Source organism: Novosphingobium sp. Gsoil 351 (genome assembly GCF_009707465.1).
Lineage (GTDB): Bacteria > Pseudomonadota > Alphaproteobacteria > Sphingomonadales > Sphingomonadaceae > Novosphingobium.
The window spans coordinates 2395776-2408364 of sequence record NZ_CP046120.1; the positions used below are offsets into that span (position 1 = coordinate 2395776).

Sequence of the window (12589 nt, forward strand, 5' to 3'; positions counted from 1 at the left end):
CGGAGAGCTACCGCTCCTTGGTCGCCCCAAAGACCAGCTCCGGATTGCGTTCCTGCTGATAGCCGACGTCCCAGGCCGAGCGGGCGAGGAACACCGGATCGCCGTCGCGGTCGCGCGCGAGGTTGGCGCCGTTGAAGTCGGCGAAGGCCTTGAGCGCGGTCTCACTGCCCTTGATCCAGCGCGCGGTGTCGAACGGCGCGGGCTCGAGTGCGGCGGCGACCTTGTATTCGGCTTCCAGACGACTGATCAGCACGTCGAGCTGGAGCTGCCCGACCACGCCGACGATCCATTGCGCGCCGATCTCGGGATAGAACACCTGGATCACGCCTTCCTCGCTCAGATCGTCGAGCGCCTTGCGTAGCTGCTTGGTCTTGGTCGGATCTTTCAGCACCACCCGGCGCAGGATTTCGGGCGCAAAGTTGGGCAGCCCGGTGAAGCGCACGTCGTTGCGCTCGCTCAGCGTATCGCCCACGCGCAGCGTGCCGTGGTTGGGGATGCCGATGATGTCGCCAGCCTCGGCGGTGTCGGCGATCTCGCGGTCCTGCGCGAAGAACAGGATCGGCGAGTGGATTGCGATCGGCTTGCCCGAACCCGACGGGGTGAGTTTCATGCCGCGCTTGAAGGTGCCCGAAACCATGCGCATGAACGCTATCCGGTCGCGATGCTGCGGGTCCATGTTGGCCTGGACCTTGAACACGAACCCGGTGACTTCGTTACGCGTGGGTTCGATGGCGCCAAGTTCACTCGGCTGGGCGCGCGGCTCGGGGGCGTAGCGGGCGAGCGCGTCGATCAGTTCGGTGACGCCAAAGTTCTTGAGCGCCGAGCCGAAAAACACCGGGGTCAGGTCACCGCTGCGATAGGCATCCTCGTCGAACTCGGGATAGCCGCCGCGCGCTAGTTCGACCTCGTCGGCATACTCGGCGGGCAGGTCGGCGCTATCGCGCGTGCCCAGATATTCACGGCTGTCGCCTTCGGGGCGGGCGACCGTGCCGGTCGCGAAATCGAGCACGCCCTCGAACAGCCCGCCCATCCCTACCGGCCAGCTCATCGGCACGACATCGAGCGCGAGCGCGTCGGCGACCTCGTCGAGCGTCTCGAACGGGCTGCGACCCTCGCGATCGACTTTGTTGACGAACGTGATGATCGGCACCGAACGCAGGCGGCACACCTCGAACAGCTTGCGCGTCTGCGGTTCGATGCCCTTGGCGGCGTCGATCACCATGATCGCCGAATCGACCGCCGTGAGGGTGCGATAGGTATCTTCGGAAAAGTCCTCGTGGCCCGGGGTGTCGAGCAGATTGAAGACGATGCCGTCCTTCTGGAAGGTCATCACCGAGCTGGTCACGCTGATCCCGCGCTGCTGCTCTATCTTCATCCAGTCGCTGCGCGCCCGCCGCGCCGCTCCACGCGCCTTGACCTCGCCCGCCAGATGGATCGCCCCGCCCTGAAGCAACAGCTTCTCGGTCAGCGTGGTCTTGCCCGCATCGGGATGCGAGATGATCGCGAAGGTGCGCCTGTTCGAAAGTGGGGGATTGGGCATAGGCGCGGGCGCTTAGCCGCCGCGCGGTTCTACGTCTAGGAGAGGCCCTTCCGGATCAAGGCGTTTGCAATGCCCGCCACCTCGTCGAGCGGGCGGGAACCGTCCTGCACCCCGAAGCGCAGCCCCAGAAACACGTTCATGCCCATCAACGCCCAGCCGTGGACTTCGTCGATCGGTCCGCTCACCTCGCCCCGCATCTCGCCTTCGCGCAGGCGCTCGACAATACGTTGCGCAGTGCGTTCGTAATGGCGGTGCCATTCGTCGGGAACGACGAATTCGGCTTCGTCGATGATCCGGTAGATTTCCTTGTGGTCGCGCGCAAAGCCCAGGAACGCGGCCAGCGCCGCGCCTTCGCGGGTAATCGCATCGGCGGGTTGGATCAGCATCGGTGCCACCACGTCGCGGACGCGGTCCGACATGTCGCGTACGAGCGCGCGGAACAGGGCGTCCTTCGATGCGAAATAGGTATAGAAACTGCCGAGCGCGACCCCGGCCCGCGCGGTGATCGAGACCACCGAGCTTTCGTGAAACCCCTTCTCGCCGAACTCGGCGGCGGCCGCGTCGAGCAACGCGCGCTGGGTTTTGCGTCCCCGCGCCGTGCGCGGCGATTTGTCCGCTGGAATGCCCGCAACTGTTGCCGGAACGGCACTCTCCGCCATCACCTGTCCCCGTCGCTGCAATTCCAAGTTGAAAGATGGTTCAACTTTCAGCATAACGCCTGTCACGCGGGTGGCAACCCAGCCTAACGACACGCCAGGGAGAGGAACACCATGTCCAGCCGGATCATTTTCGCACGCACGCTGCTGCTCGGGGGTATCGCCGCGAGCGCCTTCGCCACGCCCGCCGCTTTCGCCCAGGACGGCGCGACCGCCCAAGCTGAGGCCTCCGTCGAAGAGACCGGCGATGTCATCGTCGTCACGGCGCGCCGCCGCGAGGAGACCCTTATCGACGTGCCGGTAGCGGTTACCGCGCTGGGCACAGCGCAGCTCGAGAAGCTGGGCGCCAACGATCTCTCGGGGGTCCAGGGCGCGGTGCCCAACGTCAATATCGTCCAGGGTCGCGGCTCTGCCAGTTCGGCCAATTTCTTCATCCGCGGGATCGGTCAGCCCGACGCGCTGTCGACCTTCGATCCGGCCGTTGGCGTCTATGTCGATGGGGTCTATCTCAGCCGCATCCAGGGCGCGCTGCTGAACCTGTTCGACGTCCAGCGGGTCGAGGTCCTGCGCGGGCCGCAGGGCACGCTCTATGGCAAGAACACCATCGGCGGGGCGGTCAACGTCGTCTCGAAGAAACCCGATTTCGACGTGCTGCGTGGTGAGGGCAGCTTCACCTATGGCCGCTTCGACGAGACCACCGCCAAGGGCTATGTTTCCGCGCCGCTCGCGCCGGGCAGCGTCGCGCTGTCTTTGGCCGGACTCTACGACCACCGCAATGGGCTGGTCACCGACCCGCGGACGGGGCGCAAATTCAACGATCGCGACAACCTGTCGGGCCGCGCGATCCTGCGGGCCAGGGCGGGCGACAGCCTGGAGGTCCTGCTTTCGGGCGACTACACGCGCCAGCACAACAAGCCGACGCTCGGCTACCTGACCGCGCCGCTGATCCAGACCAATTTCGCGACCGGGGCCACCGTGTTGGCACCCGCGGCCCCCTATGGTCCCTATGACTACAAGGCTTCGACCAGCCTCCTGCCGGGTCAGGGCCAGAAGCTCGAGCATTGGGGCACGTCGTTGACCCTGAACCTGGACTTGGGACCCGATCTGACGCTCAGTTCGATCAGCGCCTACCGCCGCCTGAAGACCGATTTCTTCGTCGACATCGACGCCACCCAGTTCAAGATCGGCGACGTCTTCGTCGGCACCCGGCAGCGCCAGTTGAGCCAGGAGCTTCAGCTCAAGTACGAAGGCGAGCGGCTAAACGGCGTGCTCGGGCTCTACTATCTCGACGAGAAGATCGCCTCGCACCAAGAGGCCTACGCAGACGATCTGTTCAAGTTCGGCGCGCTTCCGATCACTTTCGCCCGGCTGATCGACGATTCGCAACGAACCAAAAGCTACGCCGCGTTCGGCCAGGCGACCTATGATTTCACCGAAAAGCTGAGCCTCACCGCGGGCCTGCGCTACTCCAAGGAAACGAAGCGCTACAACCGCTTCACCACGACGACGTCCAACGCGCCGTTTCCCGGGCTGAACGGCCTGACTTTCCGCTTCCCCGACAATCTGCCCGCGCCGTTCAACGCCGACAACGACGTGAGTTTTGACGCGTGGACTCCGATGGCCAGCCTAGCCTTCAAACCCACCCAGGACACATTGCTCTATGCCTCGGCAAGCCGCGGGTTCAAATCGGGGGGCTTTAACGGCCGGGTCAACAGCGTCGCCGACGTTACCGAGTTCGTAAACGGCGTTGCTACCATCCGGCCCTTCTTCAAGCCGGAAAGCGTCTGGACCTACGAGGTCGGGGCCAAGGGCAGCTTCCTCGACGGCCGGGTCACACTTTCCGGCGCAGCGTTCTATTCGGACTACAAGAACTTCCAGGCGCGGGTCGGGGGCGGCAACCAGTCGTTCCCGGTGCTAAACGCCGGCAAGTTGCGGATTCAGGGCTTCGAATTCGAGGCCCTGGTCAGGCCGATCAGGCCGCTGACGCTGACCGCCTCGGTCGGTTACCTCGACGCCGAATACAAGCGTTTCGACGATGCGCGCCGGGCACCTGCGTTCAGCTGCAATCCAACCGGAACCAGGATCGTCTGCGAGCCAGCGTTCGCTCCGCCGCTAACGATGCGATTTGGCGCCGATTACAGGGTTCCTCTCGGCGAAGCCTCAAGCCTGACATTCGGCGGCGACGCGCGGTTCGTCGACAAGCAGTTCCTCTCGGTTGATAACCGCCCGGGCCTGGTCGAGAACGGATACTTCCTCGGCAACGTCTATGCACAGGTCGACTTCGACCGGTTCTACGTCCGCGGCATGGTCAAAAACGTGACCAAGTCGCTCTACAAAACCGACGGTCAAGAATTCAGCTCCGTCGGCAACATCCAGACGGTCTACTTCGGCGACCCGCGGACATGGCAGGTCACGGTCGGGGCGCGGTTCTAGCCGCAATCGACCAAGCGCCGACCGGGACCGACGAACCTGCTGGAAATGGCGCGGCAGCGCGGGCTACAGCGGCGGGAATGGCCGATGCGATCCTCCAAACCGATTCCGGCGGACCCGTGCGGGTGCCGGTGCGGCTGGTGGTCGGATCGGCGGCCGCCTTGTGGGCGTGCTATTACCTCCTGACCACTGCGCGAGGGTTCGTCGTCGGGCTCGAATTCCAGGACGAGCTGGCCGGTCGCCGTTTGTTGGTGGCGGTCGCCGGTTTCGCGGTGACGCTCGCGATCTGGCCGCTGCTGCGCCAGCTCGATGGGCGGCGGCTGGCGATCAGGGTGACCGCGGCGCTGCTGCTGATGCTGCCCGCCTCGCTCCTCGTCGCCTCGATCAACGCAGCGGTTTTCGCCGACATGGAAGAGAAGATCGTCTCCAGCATCGGCGAAAAGCAGGGCGTGCGCATCCGGCGCGACGAAGCGGGCAACGTGCTGGTCGATGTCCCCGATCTGCCCAGTGCGCCGCCCGGGCCGGTCGAGGTGACACGCCGGGATGGGACCAAAGTCGCGGTCACGCCCCTGTCGATCCCCACTCCCGACGCGGTCAAAATCGATCACAAGGTCCAGGCCGAGGCCAAGTGGCGCCAACTCACAGACATCGCGCTAGGGCGCTATTTCCTCCCTCCTGGCGTGGGCCGGGCTCTATTTCGCGCTGGGCTACGCAGAACACGCCCGCGCTGCCGAACGCCGCGAGGGCGAGCACCGCCGCGCCGCCAAGGCCGCCGAACTGCGATCCCTACGCTATCAGGTCAATCCGCACTTCCTGTTCAACACCCTAAACTCGCTGTCCGCGCTGGTCCTGACCGGCAAGGTGGATGCCGCGGAGAAGATGATCCACACCATTTCCACCTTCTATCGCCGCAGCCTGGCGGGAGATCCCACCATCGATGTGCCGCTTGAGGAAGAAATGCGTTCGCAGCGGCTGTATCTTGAAATCGAAGGGGTGCGCTTTCCCGATCGCCTGCGGATCGCCTACGACATTCCCGAAGCGCTCGAACAGGCTTGCGTGCCCGGCATGATCCTCCAGCCAATTGTCGAAAATTCGGTGAAATACGGCGTCGCCCCGGTCGCGCGTCCAGTGACGATCACCATGGCCGCTCGCGAGGAACATGGACGGCTGGTGCTCACTGTCGCCGACGACGGCCCCGGCGCTCCGTCCACCGAGTTGCCGGGCGACACCGGCGGCGCGGGTTGCGGCATCGGCCTGCAAAACGTCCGCGACCGGCTCGCCGCGCGGTTTGGCAGCGATGCCAGCGTGGTTTCGGGAAGCACCGGCAACGGCTACGCTACCATCATCCGTATTCCCATGGTCGCCAATGGCTGCTGATCTCGAACCCCGCATCCTGCGCACGCTGATCGCCGACGACGAACCGCTGGCGGTCGAGCGGATGCAGATCATATGCGCCGGCATCCCCGCACTGGCGGTGATCGGCACTGCCAGCGACGGAGCAGCGGCGCTGCGCCTGATCGATGCGCTGACGCCCGACCTGGTGCTGCTCGACATGACCATGCCCGAGCTCGACGGGCTGGGTGTGGCCCGCCGCCTGGGCGGCAAGGTCGACGCCCCGGCGATCGTCTTCGTCACCGCGCACGACAGCTTCGCGGTTGAAGCGTTCGATCTCGATGCGGTCGACTATGTGCTCAAGCCGGTCACCGCCGAGCGGCTCGAGCGCGCGATAGGTCGCGCCCTGGCGCGGCGCGGGGCCGGAAGCCCGCGCGAGGTCAGCGATTGGATCGCGGAGTTCTGGGTGCCGCACCGTTCCGAACTGCTCCGGATCGCCGCGGACGACGTCACGCGCATCGACGCCGAGCGCGACTATGTCCGGTTGCATCTGGCTGATAGCCAGGGAGGAATGGGCAGTCAGGGCGGGACCCGCAGCTATCTTCTGCTTCAGACGATCGCCGGGCTGGAAGCGCGGCTCGATCCAGCCAGGTTTATCCGCATCCACCGCTCGGTCATCGTGCGGCGCGACCGGATCACCGGCCTGCGCCACGACGGGCTGGGGGTGTGGTCCGTCGAACTCGCCGGCGAAGAGCCCGTGCGGATCGGGCGGACTTACCTGGCCAGGGTCAAGGCGCTGGCCGGACGCTAGCCGGTTGGCCAGGGGTCGATCTACCGGAGCCTCAATCGTTGTCGCAAAAGGCGGCCCGGATCGGGGACTGGTCCGATCCGGGCCACAGGGCGGCGGTTTCAGCCGCCGTTAGAGGAACCCGCGCGACGGGCAGCCACCTGCTTTTCGATCCCGGCGCGCGCACGCGCGACACATTCGCTGTCGACGACGCGGATCCGGCTGCTGGTGGTCATCTCGCTGCATACGTTGCGCGCGGCGCGATCAAGCCGGGCCTCGAGCTTCGCCTGACCTTCGGCAGTCGCCAGGTCGAGGTCCTTGGTCTGGACGGTGGCCGTGGTGGCCTGCGCGGCGCCGGCGATGGTGAACGTGGCGAAAGCGGCGGCGGTGATGAAAGTGCGGATCATGACGGTCTCTCCTCCTTGAAGTATGGCCCGGTCGGCGGGGTGGTGCGGGGTTCCGGACGGGCCATTTCGATCTAGCGTTCGCACCGCGGCGGCGCGTGCCAAGGTCGATCGGAGTGCGATTTCTATCGACCGGGCCGCGTTCGCCTCGACGAACCGCTGCATCCCGCCGCCGAACGGCATGAACTCTGGCAATGCTGCAAGGCTGCCCTACATAGCCCCCGGATGTCGCTGGCGATTCTGGTCACCTTCCTGCTGGGAATTGGCAACTTCGCGCTGCACAAGGCGGTGATGGAGAGCGGTCATCCGCTGCTCGGACGAATGCCGTGGTTCTACCACGCGCTGAACGGCAATTTCAGTCTGGTGGTCGAATTCCTGATGCTGCTGGCCGCGTTGCTGTTCGTCGCGCAGGACTATTTCGCCGCGGCGGTCGCCTACATCGTCTACTCTATGCTCAACAGCTTCTCGGCCTGGCTTATCCTCACCGGACGGCTGTGACGGGAATTGGCGAAAGGGTATCGGCGTTCGAACGCCCGATCGTGGGGGATAGATCCCGAACGTTTGCGCCTGATGCGGTTGAAATGACCCCTGCAACTCGCCATCCCCGCGTCGTATGACTACGCCATCCATCGTTCTCTTCCACCTCAGCGATATCCACTTCGGGCTGGAGGACGAGGCCGCGCTCGCCTGGGTCGAACGCTGCATCGTCGAGGAAAAGCCCGCTGCGATTTGCATCACGGGCGATTTGACCATGCGCGCGCGCCACCGCGAGTTCGCCGCGGCATGCAGCTGGATCTCGTCGCTGGGTCCGCCGGTGACGGTCGAGGTCGGCAACCACGACATGCCTTATTTCAATCTGCTCGAACGTTTCGTCGCTCCCTATCGGCGGTTCCGCGCGATCGAGGCGCTGCTGGAAAAGCAGATCGACCTGCCAGGGCTGGCGATCGTCCCGCTCAAGACCGTGGCGCGCGCGCAATGGCGCTTTCCGTGGTCGAACGGTTGGGTCACCCGCGCCGCGCTGACCGAGACGCTGGCCGCGCTCGACGCGTTGCCCAAAGGGACGCGTGCGCTGGTCACCGCGCACCATCCGCTGACCGAGCGCGATCCGCGCGGCAAGCGGCTGACGATCAACGGCGGGGCGGCAATGGCCGAATTGGCCAAGCGCGACATCCTCGCGATCCTCACCGGCCACGTGCACGATGCCTTCGATCTCGACCAGCCGACGCCCTCCGGTCGGCTGCGGATGATCGGCGCGGGCACGCTGTCGAAGCGCATTCGCTCCTCGCCGGCCAGCTTTAACGAGTTGACGATAACCGATGCGGGAATCGCGGTGACCGTGCGCAACGTCGAAGCGGTGCCGACGCGCGCGATGCAGATCGGCCGGGTGCCCGAAAACGCGCTCCCGCCGCGCCAGCCCGCCGATCCCGTGGCGCCGGTCGCGACCGTCCCGGAGCACGACCCGCCGGTGCATTAGAGTTTTTCCGTTTCGGTTGTCGCTGGCGCCGAACCGACGAAACTCGGAAAGACCCTAAGTCGCAGCCGCGGCCTCGCGCTCGATCTCCCGCCAGCCGATGTCGCGGCGACAAAAGCCGTCGGGAAAATCGATCAGATCGATTGCGCGATACGCTTTTTGCTGCGCCTCGCGAACCGACGCACCCAACGCGGTAACGTTGAGCACGCGTCCCCCGTTGGCGACCAGCGCGCCCTCGCATAGCGCGGTTCCGGCCTGAAAGACTTTGGCCCCGTCAAGTTCGGCCGCCGCCAGTCCGTCGATCCGCCCGCCTTTCTTCGCAACACCTGGGTAACCGCTTGCCGCCAACACGACGGTCAACGCGGTGCCGGGCGAAAACCTAGGTGGGGCGCACGCTGCCAGCCGGTTCTCGGCGCAGGCGAGCAGCAGTTCGGCGAGGTCGTCTTCAAGCCTCAACATCAGCACCTGGCATTCGGGATCGCCGAAGCGGGCGTTGTATTCGATAAGCTTGGGACCGTCGCGAGTGAGCATCAACCCGGCGTAGAGAACCCCTGAATAGGGCGTGCCCGCTTCCTTCATCGCCCGTACCGTGGGCGCTATGATCCGCTCGATCACTTCGCCTTCGAGCAGCGGGGTCAGCACTCGCGCCGGACTGTAGGCGCCCATCCCGCCGGTGTTGGGACCGGTGTCTCCCTCGCCGACGCGCTTGTGGTCCTGCGCCGATCCAAACGGCACGATTGTTGCGCCGTCGGTTAGCGCGAAGAAGCTTGCTTCCTCGCCCTCGAGGAATTCTTCGATCACCACTTCCGCGCCTGCGTCTCCGAATTGTCCGTCGAACATATCGGCGAGCGCGGCCTCCGCTTCGCTGCGGGTTTGCGCTATCACCACACCCTTGCCCGCGGCCAGCCCATCCGCCTTGATCACCACCGGCAGCGCGTGGCCGTCGAGCGCGGTCAGTGCGGCGTCGAGCGCGGTCGCCCGGTCGTAGCGCGCAGTGGGAATGCCCGCGCGGGCGCACAGGTCCTTGGTGAAGCCTTTGGAGCCTTCCAGTTGCGCGGCCGCGCGCGAGGGACCGAACACCGCCAGTCCTGCAGCGCGCAACGAATCTCCCAGCCCATCGACCAGCGGTGCCTCCGGCCCGATCACCACCAGCCCGATCTGCCGCGCCTCGCAGAAGGCAATCACCGCGCGGTGATCGCCGGCGTCGAGCGCGACCAGCTCCGCCTCCTGCGCTATTCCCGGATTGCCGGGCGCGGCATAGAGCGTACCGCCAGATCCCTTGCAGAGGGGCGATTGCGCGAGCTTCCATGCCAGCGCATGTTCACGTCCGCCCGAGCCCAGCAGCAGGATGTTCATGAGTAGCTTTCCGATGGACGACGATGACGAAGGCGCGCTCCTAGCCGCCAGCCGCCCCGGCGACAACGCCGAGCCACTGAGCGTCAGCGAGCTTTCCGCTCGGCTCAAGCGCACGGTCGAGGACCGCTTCGGCTTCGTCCGCCTGCGCGGCGAGCTGTCGGGCGTCAAGCGCGCGGCCTCGGGCCATTTCTATTGCAGCCTCAAGGACGAGGGCGCGCGGATTGACGGGGTGATGTGGCGCGGCAGCGCCGCGCGGCTGGCCTTCGTGCCCGAGGACGGGGTCGAGGTCGTCGTCAGCGGTAAGCTGACCACTTATCCCGGCCGCTCGACCTACCAGATCGTAATCGAGCGGATGGAGATCGCCGGCGAGGGCGCCTTGCTTGCGCTCTTGGCCAAGCTCAAGGCTCGGCTCGAGCGCGAGGGGCTGTTCGATTCTGCGCGGAAGCGCTCGCTACCCTTCCTGCCGCGGGTCATCGGCGTGGTGACCTCGCCCACCGGGGCGGTGATCCGTGACATCCTCCACCGCTTGTCGGACCGCTTCCCCACGCGCGTGCTGGTGTGGCCGGTGCTGGTTCAGGGCCAGGACGCCGTGAGCCAGGTCGCGGCTGCGGTGCGCGGCTTTTCCGGACTGTCCGAGCACGGCGCGGTCCCTCGCCCCGACCTGGTGATCGTCGCGCGCGGCGGTGGCTCGATCGAGGACTTGTGGGCCTTCAACGAGGAAGCGGTGGTCCGTGCGATCGCCGCGAGTACGATCCCGGTGATCTCCGCGATAGGCCACGAGACCGACACCACCTTGGCCGACTTCGCTGCCGACTTGCGCGCGCCGACCCCGACCGCCGCCGCCGAACTGGCGGTGCCGGTCCATGCCGAACTCACCAACCTGATCGGCGAGCTGACCTTGCGCTACCGTCGCGGGCAGCAACGCACGCTGTCGCTGGCGCGCGAGCGGCTGGCGGCGCGGGTCGAGCGTCTGCCCCGGCCGCAGGCCCTGTGGGCCCAGCGCGCGCAACGCCTCGACGATCTGGCGGAGCGGCTACGACGCGGGCTTGCCCACCGCACCGAAGTGGCGCGCGGACGGCTCGCGCGCGATGCCGGGGCGTTGCGGCCCGCGCTCGTCGCCAACCGGCTCGCTGTCGCACGCGAGGCGCTGGGGCGCAGCCGGCTTGCGCCGGCGCTGCTGGAAGGCCGGCTGCGCCTCGCCGGCGATCGCCTGGCATCGCTGGGGCGCATGTTGCCCCAGCTCGATCCCGATCTCCCCCTGGCCCGGGGCTTTGCCCGCGTCCTGGGTGCAAATGGGCAGACCATGAAGACCGCCGCCGCCGCCGCTCGGGAGCCCGCCCTGACCCTCAAGTTCGCCGACGCCGATCTCACGGTCGCGCCCGCCGGTGCTCGCTCGCGCGCTTCGCGAGCGGACGCGACGCCCGCCCGTCAAGGCGATTTGTTCTGATGCGCCGGACTTGCTAGGATCGCGCCATGTTGATGTCCCCCCGTGACCGCGAAGCGCGCCTCCTCTACCAGCCCAACGGTTTCCGGGTGCTCAGCCCCGGCGACCACGTGACTTGCGCGGTCAGCGGTGAGCGGATCGCTCTCGAGATGCTGCGCTACTGGAGCGTGACCCGCCAGGAAGCCTACGCCAGCGCGGAACTCGCGACCCGGCGCGCACTCGCCGGGTGAGGCGGCTGAGGTTCGCACTGCTGGCGCTTGCTAGCGGGTGCACGGGCGCGACCGCCGGAAGCAGTGATCGACCCGGCCCAGTCACCGCGGCATTGCGGGCCGTGCCCGCGCCGCCGCAGGCGCGCGGCCCCGCGACGTTCGTCTACGCGGGCGAGCTTACCCAGGGCGGATGGCTCAAGGGCACGGTTCCCGGCGGCACCGTCGCGTTGACGCTCGATGGCGCGCCGGTCGATGTCGCGCCCGACGGCGGCTTCCTCGTCGCTTTCGATCGCGATGCCCCCCCCGCCGCCACCCTGATCGCGCGTCTCGGTGACGGGCGTAGCGTCACCGCCGCGCTGACGATCGCCCCTCGGGCGTGGGAGATCGAGAATGTCGCGGTCGCCCCGCGCCCCGGCGAGCTGCGCAGCGCCGAATACGAACGACGCCGCGCAATCGAACTGGCCCAAATCAAGACCGCGCGCGGTGTCGTCACCGGCAGCCAGGGCTGGCGGCAGGATTTCGTGTGGCCCGCGATCGGGCGCATTTCCGGCCGATTCGGCGCGCAGCGCGTCTATCGTGGCACGCCCGGGGCGTACCATTCGGGCATCGACATCGCCACCGGGGGAAGCGGCAGCCCCTATGTGGCCCCCGCCGACGGGGTGGTGATCCTCGCCGCCGAGGCGCCGTTCACGCTCGAGGGCAACCTGCTGATGATCGACCACGGCAACGGCCTCAACAGCGCCTTCCTGCATTCCTCCAAGCTGCTGGTGAAGGCAGGCGAAGCGGTCCATCGCGGTCAGGCGATCGGGCTGATCGGCATGACCGGGCGCGCCACGGGCCCGCATCTCCACTGGTCGCTCAAATGGCGCGACGCTCGGCTCGATCCGATCCTGTTCACCGGCCCGATGCCTCCCACCTTGGCCAAATGAAAACCCAAGAAGGGTGCAATTGAAATTAAAT

The 12589-nt window shown here is 66.7% G+C and carries 12 protein-coding genes; 8 read left to right on the forward strand and 4 right to left on the reverse strand.

Going from position 1 to position 12589, the window contains the following annotated elements:
* Positions 1 to 7: 7 nt before the first annotated feature.
* Both GKE62_RS11575 and GKE62_RS11580 read right to left on the reverse strand, forming a co-directional pair.
* Positions 8 to 1540 (reverse strand): peptide chain release factor 3, encoded by a 1533-nt coding sequence (locus GKE62_RS11575; RefSeq protein WP_154692377.1) that lies wholly within the window; start codon positions 1538 to 1540, stop codon positions 8 to 10.
* A 35-nt stretch (positions 1541 to 1575) separates the two neighbouring features.
* Positions 1576 to 2199: a TetR/AcrR family transcriptional regulator gene (locus tag GKE62_RS11580; RefSeq protein WP_154692378.1), complete on the reverse strand. Its 624-nt coding sequence runs from the start codon at positions 2197 to 2199 to the stop codon at positions 1576 to 1578.
* Between the two features lie 111 nt (positions 2200 to 2310).
* On the opposite strand from GKE62_RS11580, the gene GKE62_RS11585 reads away from it, so the two are divergent.
* From GKE62_RS11585 to GKE62_RS11595, 3 genes are all read left to right on the forward strand, one after another.
* Positions 2311 to 4629: a TonB-dependent receptor gene (locus GKE62_RS11585; protein ID WP_154692379.1), complete on the forward strand. Its 2319-nt coding sequence runs from the start codon at positions 2311 to 2313 to the stop codon at positions 4627 to 4629.
* A gap of 810 nt (positions 4630 to 5439) precedes the next feature.
* A complete protein-coding gene (locus GKE62_RS19765; RefSeq protein WP_370516096.1) occupies positions 5440 to 6003 on the forward strand; it encodes a sensor histidine kinase in 564 nt (187 codons plus the stop codon).
* Entirely contained in the window at positions 5993 to 6769 is a 777-nt protein-coding gene (locus GKE62_RS11595) for a LytTR family DNA-binding domain-containing protein (protein WP_154692380.1), read from the forward strand. Before GKE62_RS19765 ends, GKE62_RS11595 begins: the two co-directional genes overlap by 11 nt.
* 98 nt (positions 6770 to 6867) lie before the next feature.
* On the opposite strand, the gene GKE62_RS11600 is transcribed toward GKE62_RS11595, so the two are convergent.
* Positions 6868 to 7152, reverse strand: a complete 285-nt coding sequence (locus GKE62_RS11600) for a UrcA family protein (protein ID WP_154692381.1) — start codon at positions 7150 to 7152, stop codon at positions 6868 to 6870.
* Positions 7153 to 7374: 222 nt separating this feature from the next.
* Here GKE62_RS11600 and GKE62_RS11605 point away from each other — a divergent pair, with 222 nt between their 5' ends.
* Together GKE62_RS11605 and GKE62_RS11610 are read left to right on the forward strand one after the other, a co-directional pair.
* On the forward strand, positions 7375 to 7647 hold the full coding sequence (locus GKE62_RS11605) for a hypothetical protein (RefSeq protein ID WP_230206664.1): 273 nt from the start codon (positions 7375 to 7377) through the stop codon (positions 7645 to 7647).
* A 115-nt stretch (positions 7648 to 7762) separates the two neighbouring features.
* On the forward strand, positions 7763 to 8623 hold the full coding sequence (locus GKE62_RS11610) for a metallophosphoesterase (protein ID WP_154692382.1): 861 nt from the start codon (positions 7763 to 7765) through the stop codon (positions 8621 to 8623).
* 54 nt (positions 8624 to 8677) lie between these two features.
* Here GKE62_RS11610 and purD read toward each other — a convergent pair whose 3' ends face one another.
* Positions 8678 to 9976: a phosphoribosylamine--glycine ligase gene (purD, locus tag GKE62_RS11615; RefSeq protein ID WP_154692383.1), complete on the reverse strand. Its 1299-nt coding sequence runs from the start codon at positions 9974 to 9976 to the stop codon at positions 8678 to 8680.
* Between purD and xseA the strand changes: the two genes are divergently transcribed.
* The 3 genes from xseA (at position 9975) to GKE62_RS11630 (ending at position 12558) form a co-directional block, all read left to right on the forward strand.
* Entirely contained in the window at positions 9975 to 11423 is a 1449-nt protein-coding gene (gene xseA, locus GKE62_RS11620; protein WP_154692384.1) for an exodeoxyribonuclease VII large subunit, read from the forward strand. The two genes, purD and xseA, sit on opposite strands and share 2 nt — an antisense overlap.
* A gap of 26 nt (positions 11424 to 11449) precedes the next feature.
* On the forward strand, positions 11450 to 11650 hold the full coding sequence (locus GKE62_RS11625; protein ID WP_154692385.1) for a DUF2093 domain-containing protein: 201 nt from the start codon (positions 11450 to 11452) through the stop codon (positions 11648 to 11650).
* Positions 11651 to 11751: 101 nt separating this feature from the next.
* Positions 11752 to 12558 (forward strand): M23 family metallopeptidase, encoded by an 807-nt coding sequence (locus tag GKE62_RS11630; protein ID WP_230206665.1) that lies wholly within the window; start codon positions 11752 to 11754, stop codon positions 12556 to 12558.
* Positions 12559 to 12589 lie beyond the last annotated feature (31 nt).